Source organism: Citrobacter sp. MNAZ 1397 (assembly GCF_023613995.1).
Classification (GTDB): domain Bacteria; phylum Pseudomonadota; class Gammaproteobacteria; order Enterobacterales; family Enterobacteriaceae; genus Phytobacter; species Phytobacter ursingii.
Window position 1 is genome coordinate 2,325,264 of record NZ_JAKIVH010000001.1, and the last position, 19,283, is coordinate 2,344,546.

The window sequence follows — 19,283 nt, forward strand, 5'->3', positions numbered from 1 at the left end:
ACCCCGGCACTGTTGCTGTATGGATTAACAGGAGTGTAATCAAAAAAAGCCGATTTTGCACCTGTTCCGTATTAGCGCGTCTTGATAACCAGACGATTGCTCTGTTTGACTTCTTCCATCACCACATAAGTACGGGTGTCATTCACGCCCGGCAGTCGCAGCAGGGTTTCCCCCAACAGTTTGCGATAAGCAGACATATCCGGCACGCGTGTTTTCAACAGGTAGTCGAAATCACCGGATACTAAATGACACTCTTGAATTTCTTCAAGTTTTTGTACTGCGGCGTTAAATTGCTCAAACACATCCGGTGCGCCACGATTCAGAGTAATCTCAACAAATACCAGAAGTGATGCATCCAGATAATGCGGGTTCAGCAGCGCTGTGTAGCCCTGAATGAAGCCCTGTCTTTCCAGCCTGCGCACGCGCTCAAGGCACGGCGTAGGAGAAAGTCCCACTCGTTTAGAAAGCTCGACGTTGGAAATACGCCCATCTTTTTGCAATTCGTTCAGAATATTGCGATCAATGCGGTCGAGATCTTTGCCAGGGCGCTTCTTGCTATCTACCATTATTATTGTCTCTCTGTATTCCTTCCCTACTCCTGTCTTGACCCTGCGCACTTCACTGTTCAGGGTCTTTGCCCGTCGCTTTACTCGCGGGTTGAAAATGAAAATACCGCGTGTAATCCCAGGGTCTGCATTAAGAAGTCCGTTGCCTTACGGCAGCTATCGACATCACGAATGGCGTCTGTCCACGCCATGCGTAGATTTCGCTAGCCCGGTAAAAATGGTATTTACATGCATGAATTTGCATCACGCGTGAAACACTGCTTTTTTTCTTCCTTTGATGTTTTCGCAAAAGCGCAGGGGATTGTCAAAGCAAAACATCTTTTTTTAGTACAACATGCCAGATATTCATCATCACCCTTAGGCAATACTCATTTAATCACCTTATAACGGTCCGATTTTCAGTAGAAATTGTTATATTTAGGATCTCACTCAGTGTTAAATGATTAGTGCCATCTATTACACATATCGTTAACAAAACTGCTGTGCCCTTTTTTTACGTCAGTAAATTCCCTACAATCCAGCCCCATGTCTGCCAAACAATAATGAGGATCTCATGGGTACGGCCAAACACAGTAAGCTGCTTATCCTTGGTTCAGGGCCTGCGGGATACACCGCTGCGGTCTACGCTGCGCGTGCAAACCTGGAGCCAGTATTAATTACTGGTATGGAGAAAGGCGGTCAGCTCACCACGACCACTGAGGTGGAAAACTGGCCGGGCGACCCGCACGATCTGACCGGGCCGCTCCTGATGGAGCGGATGCATGAACATGCCGCAAAATTTGATACCGAAATTCTGTTCGATCATATCAATAAGGTTGATCTGCAAAATCGTCCGTTCCGCCTTATCGGTGATAGCGGCGAATATACCTGTGACGCGTTGATTATCGCCACCGGCGCCTCCGCGCGTTATTTAGGTCTGCCGTCTGAGGAAGCATTTAAAGGCCGCGGCGTTTCTGCCTGTGCCACGTGTGATGGCTTCTTCTATCGCAATCAGAAAGTCGCGGTCATCGGTGGAGGTAACACCGCCGTTGAAGAAGCACTGTACCTGGCAAACATCGCCTCTGAGGTACATCTGATCCACCGCCGCGATTCTTTCCGCGCGGAAAAAATCCTGATTAAACGCCTGATGGACAAAGTGGCCAGCGGCAACATCGTGCTGCATACCAACCGCACCCTGGAAGAGGTGACGGGCGATCAGATGGGCGTGAGCGGTCTGCGTATTCGCGATACTGAAAATGCGGATAACATTGAATCACTCGATGTCGCCGGTCTGTTTGTCGCTATTGGTCACAGCCCGAACACTGCCATTTTTGATGGTCAGCTGGAACTGGAAAATGGTTACATCAAAGTGCAGTCCGGTATTCATGGCAACGCCACCCAGACCAGTATTCCAGGCGTTTTCGCTGCAGGTGACGTGATGGATCATATTTACCGTCAGGCGATCACCTCAGCCGGTACCGGCTGTATGGCGGCACTGGATGCTGAACGCTACCTCGATGGGTTAGCGCAAAGTAAATAATCGTTACAACTCAGTAACAAAGGTAAATAAGGCGACTATAAGTCGCCTTTATTTTTGCGTCGATGTAACATTGCGAAGCTCAAAAATTTCGATAACTTTACCTGCAAAGCGCGCAATGAATAAAACCCGTCAACAAGAGTTAACCCGCTGGCTAAAACAGCAAAGTGTCATTTCCCGTCGCTGGCTTATGATGTCCCGCCTGCTGGGCGTGGTCAGTGGCGTTCTTATCGTTGCCCAGGCCTGGATACTCGCCAAAATCCTGAATCATATGATTATGGAAAATATCCCGCGCGAAGCATTGCTGCTGCCTTTTGCTTTGTTGGTGCTGATTTTTGTTTTACGCAGTTGGGTCGTCTGGTTGCGGGAGCGCGTCGGTTTTCATGCTGGCGTACACATCCGTTTCGAAATACGCCGCCAGGTGCTCGACAGGCTCCAGCAAGCCGGTCCAGCCTGGATTCAGGGTAAACCCGCAGGCAGTTGGGCTACGCTTATCCTTGAGCAAATTGACGATATGCATGATTTCTATGCGCGTTATCTGCCGCAAATGGCGCTGGCCGCCAGCGTGCCGTTACTGATTGTCATTACTCTCTTTCCGATTAATTGGGCCGCCGCCCTGATTTTGCTGGCAACCGCCCCTCTTATTCCGATCTTCATGGCGATGGTGGGGATGGGCGCAGCCGATGCGAACCGACGCAATTTCAAAGCACTGGCGCGTCTGAGCGGCCATTTCCTTGACCGCTTACGCGGTATGGAAACGCTGCGTATCTTCGATCGTGGCGCAGCGGAAACGGAAAATATTCGTCAGGCCTCCGAGGATTTTCGCAGCCGTACGATGGAAGTCCTGCGTATGGCGTTCCTCTCCTCCGGTGTACTGGAGTTTTTCACCTCCTTGTCCATTGCCCTGGTAGCGGTCTATTTTGGTTTCTCTTACCTGGGCGAACTCAATTTTGGTCATTACGGCACAGGGGTAACGCTGTTTGCCGGTTTCCTGGCCCTGATTCTGGCCCCAGAGTTCTTCCAGCCGCTGCGCGATCTGGGGGCATTCTACCACGCGAAAGCCCAGGCTATTGGTGCCGCTGACAGCCTGAAAACTTTTATGGAAGCTCCGCTTTCCCATCCGCAGCGTGGTGATATCACGCTAAAAGCGGATGAGGCGATAAGCATTACGGCGGAAGACCTGGTTATCACATCGCCAGAAGGCAGCATACTTGCCGGACCACTGAATTTTACGCTGCCAGCCGGGCAGCGCGTGGTGCTGGTAGGAAAAAGCGGCTCCGGTAAGAGTTCGCTGGTGAATGCGCTTTCCGGATTCCTGCCCTATGACGGTTCTTTGCGGGTGAACGGCGTTGAATTGCGAGACGTGAATCCGGATAGCTGGCGCCAGCTTATCAGTTGGGTCGGGCAAAACCCGCAGCTTCCGGCCACCACATTACGGGAAAATATCCTCCTGTCACGCCCGGATGCCAGCGCCGCTGAATTACAGGCCGTGTTGGATAAAGCCTGGGTGAGCGAATTTTTACCGCTGTTACCCCAGGGGCTGGAGACAGCTTGTGGCGATCAGGGAACGCGTCTGTCCGTAGGCCAGGCCCAGCGTGTTGCCGTTGCCCGCGCTCTGCTTAACCGATGCCAGTTACTGATGCTGGATGAACCCGCCGCAAGTCTCGACGCGCATAGTGAACAACGCGTGATGCAAGCACTTAATGACGCGTCCCTGAACCAGACAACGCTGATGGTGACGCACCAGCTAGAAGGGCTGGCTGACTGGAGCGCAATCTGGATCATGGATGATGGAAAGATCATCGAACAAGGGACTTTCGCGGAACTCTCCGCTGCGCGGGGTGCCTTTGCCGCGCTCCTCGCCCATCGCCAGGAGGACATTTAAATGCGCGCACTTCTGCCCTATCTCGCTTTGTATAAACGCCACTTCTGGTTGCTGTTACTGGGTGTGATCCTCGCGATTGTTACACTGCTGGCCAGTATCGGCCTGCTGACCTTGTCCGGGTGGTTTTTATCTGCCTCAGCGGTGGTCGGTGCCGCCGGACTCTACAGTTTTAATTACATGCTCCCGGCAGCGGGAGTCCGCGGTGCCGCAATTACCCGTACTGCCGGGCGCTATTTTGAGCGGCTGGTCAGTCACGACGCGACATTCCGCGTGCTGCAACATTTGCGCGTCACCACATTCAGCAAGTTGTTGCCGCTTTCTCCTGCCGGCCTGTCACGTTTTCGCCAAGGTGAGTTACTTAATCGCGTGGTTGCAGATGTCGACACGCTTGACCACTTGTATCTGCGCGTCATCTCGCCTCTGGTCGGCGCACTCGTTGTGATTGCCGTGGTTACCGTGGGGCTCAGCGTACTGGACGTCTCACTGGCGCTGATGTTGGGTGGCATTATGCTGGCCACGCTGATTATCCTGCCGCCGCTCTTTTATCGTGCCGGGAAACCCACCGGCGAAAGTCTGACGCAGCTTCGCGGGCAATACCGCCAGCAATTAACCACCTGGCTGCAGGGTCAAGCTGAACTCGCAATTTTCGGTGCCAGCCAGCGCTACCGCGAACAGATGGAAAATACAGAATTGAGCTGGCATGACGCCCAGCGCCGTCAGTCCGATCTGACCGCTGCGTCCCAGGCTGTGATGTTACTGATTGGTGCGCTTGCCGTGCTGACTATGCTGTGGTTTGCCTCAGGCAGCGTAGGTGATAACACTCAGCCAGGCGCGCTTATCGCCCTTTTCGTGTTCTGTGCTTTAGCTGCTTTCGAAGCACTGGCCCCGGTCACAGGTGCATTCCAGCATCTTGGACAGGTTATCGCCTCAGCGGTACGTATTACGCAAATTACCGACTGCCCTCCCGAAGTACAGTTTCCCCAGTCCCCAATGATGGTGCCTGCAGCGGTCAATGTACGCCTGCAGGAGATCTCATTTAGCTATCCTGAGCAACCGCAAAAGGCGCTCAATGGCATTAATCTGTCTATCAGCGCTGGCGAACATGTTGCCGTGCTGGGGCGCACAGGTTGCGGTAAATCAACGCTGCTTCAGTTGTTGACGCGTGCCTGGGATCCACAGCACGGGGAAGTATTGCTCAACGAAGTGCCGCTTACGCACTATAGTGAAACGGCGCTACGTGCGAGTATCAGCATGGTGCCGCAGCGTGTACATCTGTTCAGCGCAACGCTGCGCGATAATCTGTTGCTGGCCGCCCCTCAGGCAAGTGATGAAATCCTGACTGAGGTACTTAACCGCACGGGTCTTGAGAAATTACTTGATGACAGCGGCCTGAATGCCTGGCTGGGTGAAGGCGGTCGTCAACTGTCCGGCGGCGAACTTCGCCGTCTGGCTATCGCACGGGCGTTATTACACGATGCGCCGCTGGTCCTGCTGGATGAGCCGACCGAAGGGCTTGATGCCGCCACTGAGAGCCAAATTCTTGAGTTGCTTGAAGAAGTGATGCAGGGAAAAACGGTGCTCATGGTGACACATCGCCTGCGCGGACTGAGTCGATTTGATCAGATAATTGTGATGGACAACGGACAAATAATTGAGCAAGGTAATCACGCAGCGTTAATGGCAAAACAGGGGCGATACTACCAGTTTAAGCAACGTCTGTAGTCGATGTATGTCGTCCTTTTCAGCCTCCCTTCATGGGAAGATGCTAAAGTGCTGTGCTGGAAGTGACGATATATATGGGGTATTCCTTGTTGCGTTGTGGAGCGTTGTGTCATGCGCCTGGTCCAGCTGTCTCGTCATACCTTAGCGTTCCCCTCGCCGGAAGCGGCGCTGCGTGAACCAAATGGCTTGTTGGCACTCGGCGGGGATCTTAGCCCTGCCCGTCTACTGATGGCATACCAGCGCGGCATCTTTCCGTGGTTCTCGCCTGGCGATCCCATTCTCTGGTGGTCGCCGGACCCACGTGCCGTGCTGTGGCCCGCAGAGTTTCATGTCAGTCGTAGTATGAAACGCTTTCACAAGTCCTCCCCCTATCGCGTTACGATCAATCATGCCTTTGGGCGGGTAATCGACGGTTGTACAGAAGATCGCGATGAGGGAACCTGGATAACACCGGACGTGGTGCTCGCTTATCACCGTCTGCATGAGCTGGGATATGCCCATTCAATTGAGGTCTGGGAGAAGGATGAACTGGTCGGTGGCATGTACGGCGTGTCGCAGGGAACACTGTTTTGCGGCGAGTCGATGTTCAGTCGCCGTGTTAACGCATCCAAAACCGCGTTGATGGTATTCAGCCATGCCTTCGCTCGCGATGGTGGTCAACTGATTGATTGTCAGGTGCTGAACGCCCATACAGCCTCGCTTGGAGCAGTGGAAATCCCGCGACGCGAGTACCTTGAATGGCTTAGAGAGCTACGCCTGCAAAAGCTTCCGTCCCATTTCTGGGTCCCCAGGGAACTGTTTTTACCCGCCTGATGAATGTTTTCGGCACATTTTTTATCAGGGTGTTATAATGGACGCTCAGAGCAGCTTCTGCCTGTTACCCCGCCACCATTCGGGAAAGCTTGTATCAGGGACGTCCTTCATTTCCTTCTTCGTTCCCCTTTACACGTTGCGCTTATTGCGTGCCGTGAGTGTGGCGTGAGGGTAATGCGCAAAAGCCGCTTTGCTGCGTTTTATCGCACAAATCTTTACTTAACAGACGAACTTCGGCATTATCTTGCCGGTTCAAAAAAATATGGTAGTGATACCCCCGAGGATTAGATGGCCAAAGAAGACAATATTGAAATGCAGGGCACCGTTCTGGAAACGTTGCCTAATACTATGTTCCGCGTAGAACTGGAAAACGGTCACGTGGTCACTGCGCATATCTCCGGTAAAATGCGTAAAAACTACATCCGCATTCTGACGGGCGACAAAGTGACAGTTGAGCTGACCCCGTACGACCTGAGCAAAGGCCGCATTGTCTTCCGTAGCCGTTAATTGTTGACGCACGCACGTGCAAGAATTTGAGAGCCGGACGCGCAGTCCGGCTTTTTTCGTTTCTGAATACGATGCGCCCCACTTTATTGGGATGTAGCCAACATCAACGTCAGTATGTTGCGCATAAAAAAACCGGACATCAGTCCGGTTTTTTATTTCAGGCGGTAAGATTAATGTGCTGCTTCCGGTTTATGCTTCTGCGCGCTCTGGAAGTCATATTTCAGCTCATCTTTCTCTTTGTCCAGCGTTACCGTCACCTGGCCACCATCAACCAATAAACCAAACAGCAATTCATTAGCGAGCGGTTTTTTCAGGTTATCCTGGATAACGCGTCCCATTGGACGAGCCCCCATCGCGCGGTCATAGCCTTTTTCTGCCAGCCAGTTGCGGGCATCCTGGCTAACTTCCAGCGACACGCCTTTCTGATCCAACTGCACCTGGAGCTCGACGATAAATTTGTCGACCACCTGATGAATAACCTCAGTCGACAAGTGATCGAACCAGATAATGTTGTCCAGACGGTTACGAAATTCCGGCGTAAAGATCTTTTTGATCTCTTCCATCGCATCGGTGCTGTTATCCTGGTGGATAAGACCGATGGATTTACGCTCAGTTTCACGTACGCCGGCGTTGGTGGTCATCACCAGCACCACATTGCGGAAATCCGCCTTGCGCCCGTTGTTATCGGTCAGCGTACCGTTATCCATGACCTGCAACAGCAGGTTAAAGACATCCGGATGTGCTTTCTCGATTTCATCAAGCAGCAGCACCGCATGAGGATGTTTAATGACCGCATCCGTCAGTAAGCCGCCCTGATCAAAGCCGACATATCCCGGAGGTGCACCAATCAAACGGCTGACCGTATGACGTTCCATATATTCGGACATATCAAAACGCAGCAGTTCGATGCCCAGGGCTTTAGAAAGCTGGACCGTCACTTCGGTTTTCCCGACCCCGGTAGGACCGGCGAACAGGAAAGAACCGACCGGCTTATGCTCATGGCCCAGCCCCGCACGGCTCATCTTAATGGCTTCGGTTAATGCCTCAATGGCTTTATCCTGTCCAAAGACCAGCATTTTCAGGCGATCGCCGAGATTTTTCAGCGTATCGCGATCGCTTTGCGACACGCTTTTCTCAGGAATACGCGCGATACGGGCTACAACCGATTCAATATCCGCCACGTTGATGGTTTTTTTACGCTTGCTGACGGGCATCAGTCGTGCACGCGCGCCTGCTTCGTCAATGACATCAATCGCTTTATCCGGCAGATGACGATCGTTAATGTATTTCACCGCCAGCTCCACCGCCGCACGCACCGCTTTCGCGGTATAACGCACATCATGGTGTGCTTCGTATTTCGGTTTCAGCCCATTGATAATCTGCACGGTCTCTTCGACAGAAGGTTCAGTAATATCAATTTTCTGGAAACGACGCGCCAGCGCGCGGTCTTTCTCAAAAATGTTGCTGAATTCCTGATACGTCGTCGACCCCATCACGCGAATCTTACCGCTGGAAAGCAACGGTTTGATCAGGTTAGCGGCATCCACCTGTCCACCTGACGCGGCACCCGCACCGATGATGGTGTGGATTTCGTCGATAAACAGAATGCTGTTGCTGTCCTGCTCAAGCTGCTTCAACAGCGCTTTGAAACGTTTTTCAAAGTCACCGCGGTATTTTGTCCCAGCCAGCAGAGAACCGATATCCAGCGAATAGACAGTGCAGTCAGCCATAATTTCAGGCACATCACCCTGCACAATACGCCATGCCAGACCTTCAGCAATGGCCGTCTTACCGACACCGGATTCCCCCACCAACAGCGGGTTATTTTTACGACGACGACAAAGAACCTGGACAGTACGCTCAAGCTCTTTGTCACGCCCAATCAACGGATCAATTCCGCCGACGCGAGCAAGCTGATTGAGATTGGTGGTGAAGTTTTCCATACGTTCCTCCCCGCCTGCTTGCTCTTCATTATTCGCCTGACTGCTTGAATCAGAAGAGGATTGTCCCGGCTCGTCTTTGCGTGTGCCGTGAGAGATGAAGTTAACCACGTCAAGGCGGCTCACTTCATGTTTGCGAAGCAGATAAGCCGCTTGCGACTCCTGCTCGCTGAAAATGGCAACCAGCACGTTCGCCCCGGAGACTTCGCTACGGCCGGAGGACTGAACATGAAACACCGCGCGCTGTAAGACACGCTGGAAGCTGAGCGTCGGTTGGGTATCGCGCTCCTCTTCACTCATCGGCAGGACGGGTGTGGTTTGTTCGATGAAGGCTTCGAGTTCCTGTCGCAACGCCACCAGGTCCACAGAACACGCTTCCAGCGCTTCGCGGGCCGAGGGGTTACTGAGCAAGGCCAGTAACAGGTGTTCGACGGTCATAAACTCATGTCGGTGCTCACGCGCTCTGGCGAAAGCCATGTTTAAACTGAGTTCCAGTTCTTGATTGAGCATTGGCACCTCCCCCAAGTTTTATGCCTGCATTCAGGCTCTTTCCAGCGTACACAACAACGGATGTTCGTTTTCCCTGGCATATTTATTTACCATCGACACCTTCGTTTCCGCGACTTCTGCAGTGAAAACACCACAAATTGCCTTTCCACGATAGTGCACAGTAAGCATCAGTTGCGTTGCACGTTCTACATCATAAGAAAAGAACTTTTGTAGCACGTCAATAACAAATTCCATTGGCGTGTAATCATCGTTCATTAACATAACTTTATACATGGATGGCGGCTTTAGCGCGTCACGCAGTTTTTCATCCGCCAGGTGGTCAAAATCCAGCCAGTTATTGGTCTTGCCCATCGTCAGTTTTCATCTTAGGTTACAGGTTCCGACCCAAATCAATCGGCCGATTACATGAGTCTAGATGTATTTTTAATCTACATCAGGTGTTAGATAACTATCATCTATCGTTGTCATCCGCGACGGCTGTCACAAACCCCTCCAATAGCGTTAACTGCTTCAAATTTTTGATTGATGCACCCCGCAGAACCCCTGCCAAACGCTTGACGCGATGCCTGATTTCTCTAAATTGTACAGGCGAGAGTTGGCGAGGTTTTGAACAAACCCACACTCTGCCACCGGTTCATTCCATCTTACTTAAATAAGATTTACGAAGGATGTCGAAGCATGGAAACGGGTACTGTCAAGTGGTTCAATAATGCCAAAGGGTTTGGTTTCATCTGCCCCGAAGGCGGCGGCGAAGATATCTTCGCACATTACTCCACCATTCAGATGGATGGTTACAGAACGTTAAAAGCCGGGCAAACTGTCCGGTTTGATGTACATCAGGGCCCTAAAGGCAATCATGCCAGTCTCATCGTGCCTGTAGAAGCAGAAGCCGTCGCCTGACGGCGCTTTCTTCATTGTGTACATGCCGCAGTTAAAATGCCAGTCCAGTCGACTGGCATTTTTATTTACTCTCGCGCCAGCGCATCCACCGGGTCCAGTCGCGCCGCATTGCGGGCTGGCAACCAGCCAAACAGCACGCCCGTAAAGGTTGAACAGATAAACGCCGTCAACAACGCGACGGGCGAAAAACCTATCTCCCAACCCGGCAGGAACAGTTGCAGCGTGAAGGCGATAGCCATAGAAAGCGCCACACCTAACGCGCCCCCTACCAGGCACACCAGCACAGCTTCAATCAAAAACTGCGCCAGCACATCGCTCGCCCTTGCGCCCACCGCCATACGGATACCAATCTCACGGGTACGTTCCGTTACTGATACCAGCATAATATTCATTACACCAATACCGCCAACCAGAAGAGAGATGACCGCAACCAACGTTAAAAACAGCTGAAGAGTACGTGTGGTCTTTTCTGCCGTTTTCAATACACCGTCCATATTCCAGGTAAAGAAATCTTTTTTTCCATGGCGTAACGACAGTAACCGCGTAAGCTGCTGCTCCGCCTGCTCACTGCTGTAACCTTCATTGACACGCACGGTAATGGAGTTCAGCCAGGACTGTCCCAGAACGCGTGCTGAGAGGGTTGAATAAGGTAACCAGACACGCAAAATTTTACTGCTGCCAAACATGGACTGCTTCTCTTCGGCTACACCGATCACCGTGGCGGGCATATTTCCCACCAGAATCACTTCACCTGTCACCTGCGCTTTATTCGGAAACAGCTGTCGACGCGTGTTGCTGTCGAGCACCACCACCTGCGCCCGACCTTTTTCCTGCTCACCGTTAAAGGTATTGCCTTCGCTAAAGGTCATGCCGTAGACATTGAAATACTGACCGCTGACGCCGTTCGCGCTGGCCGCCACATCAATATTTCCACTGCGCAGACGCAGGTTTTGCGAGACAGAAGGTGTGGCCGACCGCACCCACGGCTGCTTCTGAATGGCAACCATATCGTCATATTTCAGCGCCTGCTGGTACTGCGGGTCGTCATCGCCGAAATCTTTACCGGGATAGATATCAATGGTGTTGGTGCCGATGGCACGAATATCAGCCAGTACCAGTTGTTTCGCGGCATCACCCACCACCACAATCGATACCACCGAGGCAATGCCAATAATGATACCGAGCATGGTGAGCAAGGTACGCATCTTGTTTGCCGCCATCGCCCGCCACGCCATCATCAGCGCTTCCTGGAAACGCCCGGAAAATTGTCGCCAGTTGCCGGGCTCCGCTCCAGTACGCATCGTCTTCGGCGCGTTGTCATGCTTCGCAGAGGGAGGATTAGTGATTATCTCGCCATCGCGGATTTCGATTACCCTTTCAGCCTGAGCGGCAATTTCCGCATCATGGGTGACGATAATGACCGTGTGGCCACGATCGCGAAGCTGGTGCAGGATAGCCATCACCTCTTCACCCGAATGGCTATCCAGTGCGCCGGTCGGTTCGTCAGCAAGGATAACCTGCCCGCCGTTCATCAGGGCGCGCGCGATACTGACGCGCTGCTGTTGCCCACCTGAAAGCTGTGAAGGCGGATACGCCATCCGTTCGCCCAGCCCCAGTCGCGCCAGCAGCTCCTTTGCCCGCGCCAGCCGCGCCTTACGTTCAACGCCTGCATAGACGGCGGGGACTTCGACGTTCTGCGCAGCAGTAAGATGTGATAACAGATGATAACGCTGAAAGATGAAACCGAAATGTTCGCGCCGCAGTCTGGCAAGCGCATCGCCATTGAGTGTTGAAATATCAATCCCGGCAACCCGATAGCTGCCGCTGGTCGGCTTATCCAGGCAGCCGAGGATATTCATTAATGTCGACTTGCCGGACCCGGAAGCCCCGACAATCGCCACCATCTCACCGGCGTGAATATCAAGGGTGATACCTTTAAGAACGTCCACCTGCCCGTCGCCGGAAGGATAACTACGGCGAATATCTTTAAGCTCGAGCAGCGCCGTCATTTATTAGCCCCGGGTTTGATTTCCGAAATGACCACCTCCTCTCCGGCATCCAGCCCTTTTGTCACCTCAGCATCAGTATCATTACGGGCGCCCAACGTCACTTCACGGTCGCGTACTTCACCGTTACGCAGCACTTTCACTTTATAACGGTTATCACCCACCGGATCGCCTAATGCCGCTAGCGGCACGGTGAGGACATTTTTCACACCTGTTAACTGAATATGTACCTGCGCCGTCATTTCAAGGCGAAGAATACCTTGCGGGTTAGGTACCTCAAAACGCGCATAGTAAAAAATAGCGTCATTCACTTTTTGCGGCGTGGGAAGGATATCCTTCAGTTTGCCTTCATAGCGGGTTTCCGGGTCGCCCAGCACGGTAAACCAGGCTTTCTGTCCCGGCCTGAGGTGAATGACATCGGCCTCGGATACCTGTGCTTTCACCAGCATGGTACTCATATCAGCCAGCGTCAGAATATTCGGGGCCTGCTGAGCGGCGATAACCGTCTGGCCCTGCAAAGTGGTAATTTCCGTCACCTCGCCCGCCATAGGCGCAACAATGCGGGTGTAATCAAAATTGGCTTTCGCTGTGTCGAGCGTCGCCTGATTACGTTGAATCTGGGCATCGATAGTGCCAATTTGCGCCTCTTTGACTGCCAGATCGGTAATCGCCGTATCCAGATCCTGGCGCGAGATAAGATGCGTTTTAGCCAGTTGTTGCTGGCGCGCGAGCGTGACCGCTGCCAGTTTGCGCTCCGCCTGCGCCTGACGGCGTTGCGCATGCAATTCCATCAGGGTCGCTTCCACTTCCTTGATCTGGTTTGTTGCCTGTTCCGGATCGATAACGCCGAGCAGTTGATCTTTTTTAACTTTGTCGCCGATGTTGACCGACAGCGTCTTGAGCTGCCCGCTAACCTGAGCGCCAACATCCACTTTGCGTAACGCATCCAGCTTACCGGTCGCCAGTACGCTCTGCTGCAACTCGCCCGGGCGAACGATCAATGTTTGATAGTGAGGCACCGGTGCATTCAACTGCTTAAAGAGCCATATTGCCGTCAGTACGAACAGTACTATCAGCACCAGCCAGATTTTTCGACTTCTTCCCTTCAAATTCATAACTTTTCCAGATATCCAAACTGACTCTATTGATGCCAGTATTCATTAAACATTTACTCAACGAAACTGAATCTTCTCTTTTTTCACATAATTCATTTATTCGGTGTTGAAATACATTTTGTTGAAATATTGGCACTACGATAACAATTCGAGTTTTGTGTCATGTCCACTATCGCTGGAATTACTTCACCAGTACTCTCTGTTAAAACAGGCTGGCAACTTTTTTTTCATCTTGCCAGTGGCAAATTAACGCCAGGCCTTGCCTGGAAAAATCCATCTTACCGGCAAAAATTTGTACTGCGTTCGTTACTCAAACCGCTTGGTACCGCAAAACTGCTCTCCAGCCTGGCGCAGCATCCTGATTTATTACTCATGCTCAATGCACAGCCTGGCCTGCCATGTCGATTACATCGCCCGTGGCTGTCATTAACTTTCGATGAGAAAAAAACACTCGCCGCACTCGATTATCATTACACAACCCTTTGTGCGCGCTTACCCACCGCTGTGCGTTCAAGCTTTTTTACTCCGCAGGGCATCACTTTTGCCGAATTAACCGGCAAAAATGGGGAACTGTACACCATCCGTTTTTATTCGGACCCGATGCTGGATAAAGAAGGCGAAGCAACACTGGTTTTCTGCGATGAACAGCGTACCCAACTGGCGGGAATGACCTTCGCGTTGTGTCAATATGAAGGGAAACGCACACTGTTTATCGGCGGCTTACAGGGCGCAAAAGCGAATGTTCCCCATGATGCTATCCAGGCCGCAACCAAGAGTTGTCATGGCTTATTTCCGAAACGCCTGCTGTTGGAAGCATGTACGGAACTGGCGTCTTACCTGGATATCGAGCAGATAATTGCCGTCGGTAATGACACGCATATTTATCAAAGCTGGCGCTACCGTAAGAAAAAACAGGACAAGTTACACGCGGACTACGACAGCTTCTGGGAATCGCTCAGCGGAGAGCATACCGCCGAGGGGACCTTCCGCCTGCCCATGTTTATAGCGCGTAAAACCATGGAAGAGATCGCCAGTAAAAAACGCGCGGAGTACCGCCGCCGCTATGAATTACTGGATTCATTACAAAATCAGATGCGTCAGATTTTGCAACGCTAATCAGCTCTCCCGCGTGCCAGCCAGAGTACGCGGGAGAACATCTTACGCAGGAGTAGCGGCACCGACTCCACGCCCCGCCGCCCCGCCTCCATCGCAACTTCAATCGCTAAATCCGGTTTCGACGAACGATGAATCGCTTTGATAATGACGCGGCGCATATTCATCGGCACATTTTCAGGCAACTGCGCCACACGGCGATACACATCGTCAAACCCCTCGCGAAACATAAAATGCTCCATGTCCAGCGCCGGCAGCTCGGTTAAGTGTTCGCGCACCTGATCACGTTCCTCGTTCAGCAGACTGCGCACCGTAGCCGCATATTTTTTGCCAGCTTCATCACCGTCAACCAGCACATGCCATTCTATCCCCATGCGTCTGGCGAATTTGATCAAGGGTTTTAACCCGGACTGGGCGAACTCGATCACCTTAATCCCTTCCGCATCGAAATGATGCCCACACTGCCGCGCCAGTTCGTTAATCACCCAGGTCTCTGTTTCGCCCTCTACCAGAAGCCAACAGCGGGCAAACAACGCCGACGCGCGATTAAACCGGATATGAAAGGCAATGCGCCGTCCCTCCTCCGCGTTCATTCCGCCCGGCCCCAGGCGCCATGCGGCAACCCGTGACGACTCCCTCACAAGGCGGCACACATGCTCAACCGGGGTGAGTGAAAGCAGTTCCCCGGAGTTGGTGGTCGTAATTTGCTGTAAGGGCAGTAAGTTAAGCAATTGCCAGGCGACGGAAAGCATAATGGGGTGCAGTCGCGTCTCCGGATCCTCAACCAACAAAAGCGGTCGCGCATCGCGATCCAGGCGCACGGTCCCTTTAGCCTGTAATAACGTCGCAAAAAAGCCCAGCAGGATAACCCGGTACATACGTCCGCCGGGTTTATCAATCATACGGTTAATGATATCGAGGTAGCGCCAGCTACGCTGCTCATCGTGAGAACGACGGCGCATCAGGCGCTGATGGGACGGACCACTGCCCTGTTCAGCAAAATAGTGCTCAAGCAGTTGTACCATTGCTGACAATCCATGACGAATTTGCCCGTCCGTCAGATTTTGCGGATGGGTTACCAGTTCCCGGGAGAGAAAATCCAGCTGACGCGCCGTTGCTTCCACTTCCAGCGTCTCCGGCAGCGAGCCATTGCGGATACGTCGCATAAAGCGCGCATCGCGCAGACGCAGCACTGGCATCAGACGGATAAGATGGCGTGCCATATCATCAATATCATCAAGTAGCAGCGCCTGTCCCTGAGCATCAAGAAAGCTGCGCAACGTCATCACACTATCATCTTGCGCCAGCTCTCCTTCCAGACGATAAAACAGACGCTGATAACCATCATCACTGGCCACCCAGCACGGCAGGAGTGGTCGATAACGGCGTGTACGGTATCGTCCCGGTTCTGATTCACGAAACGTCAGGATAATGTGCAAATGGTGTTCACGCCCCTGGATATCGCCCGGTGGAAACCAAAAATCTTCACGCACAAAATGATATAAATCCGTCTCCGGCGAGAGCAACAGCGTCAGCGCATCCAGCAGGCTTGATTTACCCCAGGCATTTTCCCCGATCAGGACATTGTTTTGTTCCAGCATCAGCGATAGCCGATTGATACCGCGAAACCCGACAATCTCTACGCGCTCCAGAATCATAGCCCCTCCAGGAAATATCTCTTTTTTCCATTAAGTTAGCTCAAGTATAGCGGTATGATACGGGGCAAAACACGGTATTTATCATAGATTAAGCATCCATGAACATGATTCAGCTTATCGACGCGCTTCTGATTTATTTCTTACCGAATTGGGCCTTTCATTCGAAATTATTATTCACTGCGTTTTTTCGTGCAGCGTAACGCTATTATCATCACCTTGCCCTAAATCAAATTAAAGCCATTTATTTGGCTGGTTCTCACTCGCCATTATTTCTAAAATTGTGACGCAACAGCCAGCGAAATGTTTATGGCTGTCTTCACAGGACGTAAAAATTTATTGAGGATATTATGTTTAGAAAATTAGCGGCAGAATGTTTCGGTACATTCTGGCTGGTATTTGGTGGTTGCGGGAGTGCGGTATTAGCCGCTGCATTTCCTGAGCTGGGAATTGGTTTTGTCGGCGTAGCGCTGGCATTTGGTTTAACCGTATTAACGATGGCTTACGCTGTCGGGCATATTTCTGGTGGGCATTTTAATCCTGCCGTAACTCTGGGATTATGGGCTGGCGGTCGTTTCCCGGCAAAAGAGATTATCGGTTATATCATTGCTCAACTGGTTGGCGGGATAATTGCTGCCGGCGTGCTATACCTGATTGCAAGTGGTAAAGCGGGCTTTGATGCTGCCGCCAGCGGCTTTGCATCAAATGGCTACGGCGAACATTCGCCCGGTCAATATTCTATGACCTCCGCCATCATTATTGAAATTGTACTCACCTGTGGATTCCTGTTAGTTATTCTTGGTGCAACGGATAAATATGCACCTGCTGGCTTTGCTCCTGTCGCCATCGGTCTTGCTTTAACGCTGATACATTTAATCAGTATCCCTGTAACAAATACCTCTGTTAATCCAGCTCGTAGCACCGCCGTGGCACTTTTTCAGGGTGGCTGGGCGTTGAATCAATTATGGCTATTTTGGGCAATGCCCATTATTGGCGGCATCCTTGGCGGTATGTTGTATCGCACGCTGCTGGAAAAACGAGATTAATTCAAATTAAGCTAATAAATTATTGGCTTAATTTATGTATACGTTTTACTTTGCCTGATCTCAGCCCTCGCTTCTGTATTGAAGCGGCAACCGGCGTTTTTCGCACAAGAAAAATGCCGGTATCTTCGCAATCTGCGGTATCGCTAATCATTATCTTTATTATTCAGTGCGCCTTCTCTTTTAACATTTACTCCCTAAGCGGTAGATCGGCGACACGAAAATTGCGCTAAATCAATCTCCCTGCACATTGCATAAAAAACATCTTTTAAGCCTTTCGGGAGCGGCATAATCTTAAACATGCATTTCAAATATAACTTTAATTTATAGGGTGTGACTATGTTTTGTGTGCAATGTGAACAGACCATCCGTACCCCGGCTGGTGACGGCTGCGCGTATGCGCAGGGTATGTGCGGCAAAACGGCCGAAACATCGGACCTCCAGGATCTTCTGATCGCCGCGCTGCAAGGGCTGTCTGCCTGGGCCAGCAAAGCGCGTGAATATGGCATTATCGATCACGAAATCGATAACTTTGCCCCGCGCGCATTCTTCTCCACGCTGACCAACGTCAACTTCGATTCTGTCCGTATCGTCGGCTATGCGCGTGAAGCGATTGCTTATCGTGACGCGTTAAAAACACAGTGCCTGAGCAAAGACCCGGCAGCCGCTGTCGATAACCCGATGGCAGATCTGCAACTGGTCAGCGATGACCTGGGCGACCTGCAGCGCCAGGCGGCTGCGTTCACACCCAATATTGATAAAGCGGTGATTGGCGAAAATATTCTCGGCCTGCGCCTGCTATGCCTGTACGGTCTGAAAGGGGCCGCAGCCTATATGGAGCACGCGCATGTTCTCGGCCAGTACGACAACGAGATTTACGCGCAGTACCATAAGATTATGGCGTGGCTGGGCACCTGGCCTGCTGACATGAATGTCCTGCTCAACTGCTCGATGGAAATCGGTCAGATGAACTTTAAAGTGATGAGCATTCTGGATGCGGGCGAAACGACCGCCTATGGTCACCCGACCCCGACTCAGGTCAACGTGAAGGCTGTTGCCGGTAAATGCATCCTGATTTCCGGACATGACCTGAAAGACCTGCATAACCTGTTGCAACAGACCGAAGGCACGGGTGTTAACGTCTATACCCACGGCGAAATGTTGCCAGCCCATGGCTATCCGGAACTGCGCAAATATAAACATCTGGTCGGTAACTACGGTAGCGGCTGGCAGAACCAGCAGGTTGAATTTGCCCGTTTCCCAGGCCCCATCGTGATGACCTCTAACTGCATCATTGACCCGACCGTCGGTGCCTATGATGACCGCATCTGGACCCGCAGCATCGTCGGCTGGCCGGGCGTGAACCATCTGGAAGGCGATGACTTCACTCCGGTTATCGATCAGGCAAAACAACTGGCGGGCTTCCCGTACAGTGAAATCGAACATTTGATCACCGTTGGTTTTGGCCGTCAGACACTGCTGGGTGCAGTGGATACCTTGATTGATCTGGTAAGCCGCGAAAAACTGCGTCACGTCTTCCTGCTGGGCGGCTGCGATGGCGCACGCGGTGAACGTAACTATTTCACCGATTTCGCCACCAGCGTACCGGATGACTGTTTGATCCTGACCCTGGCCTGCGGAAAATACCGCTTTAACAAGCTGGACTTCGGCACTATCGAAGGTCTGCCGCGCCTGATTGATGCCGGTCAATGTAACGACGCCTACTCGGCCATTATTCTTGCCGTCACGCTGGCAGAGAAACTGGGCTGCGGCGTGAACGACCTGCCGCTGTCGCTGGTGCTCTCCTGGTTTGAGCAAAAAGCGATCGTCATTCTGCTGACGCTGCTGTCTTTGGGCGTGACTAATATCGTGACTGGGCCAACCGCACCTGGCTTCCTGACACCGGATCTGCTGGCGGTACTGAATGAGAAATTCGGTTTGCGTTCCATCACGACCGTAGAGCAGGATATGCAGCAGTTACTGGGCGCATAA

At 52.1% G+C, this 19,283-nt stretch carries 15 protein-coding genes; 9 read left to right on the forward strand and 6 right to left on the reverse strand.

The annotated features are described in order from the left end of the window. Positions 1–71: 71 nt before the first annotated feature. Positions 72–566, reverse strand: a complete 495-nt coding sequence (gene lrp / locus L2097_RS10905; RefSeq protein WP_000228469.1) for a leucine-responsive transcriptional regulator Lrp — start codon at positions 564–566, stop codon at positions 72–74. A gap of 553 nt (positions 567–1,119) precedes the next feature. Here lrp and trxB point away from each other — a divergent pair. From trxB to infA, 5 genes are all read left to right on the forward strand, one after another. Beyond that, positions 1,120–2,085 (forward strand): thioredoxin-disulfide reductase, encoded by a 966-nt coding sequence (gene trxB / locus L2097_RS10910; RefSeq protein ID WP_039078531.1) that lies wholly within the window; start codon positions 1,120–1,122, stop codon positions 2,083–2,085. Positions 2,086–2,200: 115 nt separating this feature from the next. Beyond that, positions 2,201–3,967, forward strand: a complete 1,767-nt coding sequence (gene cydD / locus L2097_RS10915) for a heme ABC transporter permease/ATP-binding protein CydD (RefSeq protein WP_250352825.1) — start codon at positions 2,201–2,203, stop codon at positions 3,965–3,967. Next, the gene (gene cydC / locus L2097_RS10920; protein ID WP_250352826.1) at positions 3,968–5,689 is read left to right on the forward strand and encodes a heme ABC transporter ATP-binding protein/permease CydC; all 1,722 of its coding nucleotides are present in this window, start codon (positions 3,968–3,970) and stop codon (positions 5,687–5,689) included. A gap of 111 nt (positions 5,690–5,800) precedes the next feature. Next, positions 5,801–6,502 carry a leucyl/phenylalanyl-tRNA--protein transferase gene (gene aat / locus L2097_RS10925; protein ID WP_085006006.1) on the forward strand — a complete coding sequence of 234 codons (702 nt, stop codon included), beginning with the start codon at positions 5,801–5,803 and terminating at the stop codon, positions 6,500–6,502. Between the two features lie 288 nt (positions 6,503–6,790). Next, positions 6,791–7,009 (forward strand): translation initiation factor IF-1, encoded by a 219-nt coding sequence (gene infA / locus L2097_RS10930; protein ID WP_001040187.1) that lies wholly within the window; start codon positions 6,791–6,793, stop codon positions 7,007–7,009. Between the two features lie 170 nt (positions 7,010–7,179). On the opposite strand, the gene clpA is transcribed toward infA, so the two are convergent. Together clpA and clpS are read right to left on the reverse strand one after the other, a co-directional pair. Further along, positions 7,180–9,459 carry an ATP-dependent Clp protease ATP-binding subunit ClpA gene (gene clpA, locus L2097_RS10935; RefSeq protein WP_085006005.1) on the reverse strand — a complete coding sequence of 760 codons (2,280 nt, stop codon included), beginning with the start codon at positions 9,457–9,459 and terminating at the stop codon, positions 7,180–7,182. Between the two features lie 30 nt (positions 9,460–9,489). After that, positions 9,490–9,810 (reverse strand): ATP-dependent Clp protease adapter ClpS, encoded by a 321-nt coding sequence (gene clpS, locus L2097_RS10940; protein ID WP_039078526.1) that lies wholly within the window; start codon positions 9,808–9,810, stop codon positions 9,490–9,492. A gap of 327 nt (positions 9,811–10,137) precedes the next feature. On the opposite strand from clpS, the gene cspD reads away from it, so the two are divergent. After that, positions 10,138–10,359, forward strand: a complete 222-nt coding sequence (cspD, locus tag L2097_RS10945; RefSeq protein ID WP_039078525.1) for a cold shock-like protein CspD — start codon at positions 10,138–10,140, stop codon at positions 10,357–10,359. A gap of 65 nt (positions 10,360–10,424) precedes the next feature. Here the strand turns inward: cspD and macB are convergent, their stop codons facing one another. Next, complete coding sequence (gene macB, locus L2097_RS10950; protein WP_250352827.1) at positions 10,425–12,368, reverse strand: macrolide ABC transporter ATP-binding protein/permease MacB; 1,944 nt, start codon at positions 12,366–12,368, stop codon at positions 10,425–10,427. Further along, the gene (macA, locus tag L2097_RS10955) at positions 12,365–13,480 is read right to left on the reverse strand and encodes a macrolide transporter subunit MacA (protein WP_047371072.1); all 1,116 of its coding nucleotides are present in this window, start codon (positions 13,478–13,480) and stop codon (positions 12,365–12,367) included. Before macA ends, macB begins: the two co-directional genes overlap by 4 nt. 162 nt (positions 13,481–13,642) lie before the next feature. Here macA and L2097_RS10960 point away from each other — a divergent pair, with 162 nt between their 5' ends. Continuing rightward, a complete protein-coding gene (locus L2097_RS10960; protein ID WP_047371073.1) occupies positions 13,643–14,596 on the forward strand; it encodes a VirK/YbjX family protein in 954 nt (317 codons plus the stop codon). Here L2097_RS10960 and L2097_RS10965 read toward each other — a convergent pair. Then, the gene (locus tag L2097_RS10965) at positions 14,593–16,251 is read right to left on the reverse strand and encodes an ATP-dependent endonuclease (RefSeq protein ID WP_047371074.1); all 1,659 of its coding nucleotides are present in this window, start codon (positions 16,249–16,251) and stop codon (positions 14,593–14,595) included. The genes L2097_RS10960 and L2097_RS10965 overlap by 4 nt on opposite strands. A gap of 347 nt (positions 16,252–16,598) precedes the next feature. Here L2097_RS10965 and aqpZ point away from each other — a divergent pair, with 347 nt between their 5' ends. Together aqpZ and hcp are read left to right on the forward strand one after the other, a co-directional pair. Further along, positions 16,599–17,294, forward strand: a complete 696-nt coding sequence (gene aqpZ / locus L2097_RS10970) for an aquaporin Z (protein WP_142519107.1) — start codon at positions 16,599–16,601, stop codon at positions 17,292–17,294. Between the two features lie 336 nt (positions 17,295–17,630). Beyond that, complete coding sequence (hcp, locus tag L2097_RS10975; RefSeq protein WP_250352828.1) at positions 17,631–19,283, forward strand: hydroxylamine reductase; 1,653 nt, start codon at positions 17,631–17,633, stop codon at positions 19,281–19,283.

Excerpts from the sequence above, each read along its gene's own strand:
- lrp (WP_000228469.1), bottom strand. The coding sequence starts at position 566 with ATGGTAGATAGCAAGAAGCGCCCTGGCAAAGATCTCGACCGCATTGAT.
- trxB (WP_039078531.1), top strand. The coding sequence starts at position 1,120 with ATGGGTACGGCCAAACACAGTAAGCTGCTTATCCTTGGTTCAGGGCCT.
- cydD (WP_250352825.1), top strand. The coding sequence starts at position 2,201 with ATGAATAAAACCCGTCAACAAGAGTTAACCCGCTGGCTAAAACAGCAA.
- cydC (WP_250352826.1), top strand. The coding sequence starts at position 3,968 with ATGCGCGCACTTCTGCCCTATCTCGCTTTGTATAAACGCCACTTCTGG.
- aat (WP_085006006.1), top strand. The coding sequence starts at position 5,801 with ATGCGCCTGGTCCAGCTGTCTCGTCATACCTTAGCGTTCCCCTCGCCG.
- infA (WP_001040187.1), top strand. The coding sequence starts at position 6,791 with ATGGCCAAAGAAGACAATATTGAAATGCAGGGCACCGTTCTGGAAACG.
- clpA (WP_085006005.1), bottom strand. The coding sequence starts at position 9,459 with ATGCTCAATCAAGAACTGGAACTCAGTTTAAACATGGCTTTCGCCAGA.
- clpS (WP_039078526.1), bottom strand. The coding sequence starts at position 9,810 with ATGGGCAAGACCAATAACTGGCTGGATTTTGACCACCTGGCGGATGAA.
- cspD (WP_039078525.1), top strand. The coding sequence starts at position 10,138 with ATGGAAACGGGTACTGTCAAGTGGTTCAATAATGCCAAAGGGTTTGGT.
- macB (WP_250352827.1), bottom strand. The coding sequence starts at position 12,368 with ATGACGGCGCTGCTCGAGCTTAAAGATATTCGCCGTAGTTATCCTTCC.
- macA (WP_047371072.1), bottom strand. The coding sequence starts at position 13,480 with ATGAATTTGAAGGGAAGAAGTCGAAAAATCTGGCTGGTGCTGATAGTA.
- L2097_RS10960 (WP_047371073.1), top strand. The coding sequence starts at position 13,643 with ATGTCCACTATCGCTGGAATTACTTCACCAGTACTCTCTGTTAAAACA.
- L2097_RS10965 (WP_047371074.1), bottom strand. The coding sequence starts at position 16,251 with ATGATTCTGGAGCGCGTAGAGATTGTCGGGTTTCGCGGTATCAATCGG.
- aqpZ (WP_142519107.1), top strand. The coding sequence starts at position 16,599 with ATGTTTAGAAAATTAGCGGCAGAATGTTTCGGTACATTCTGGCTGGTA.
- hcp (WP_250352828.1), top strand. The coding sequence starts at position 17,631 with ATGTTTTGTGTGCAATGTGAACAGACCATCCGTACCCCGGCTGGTGAC.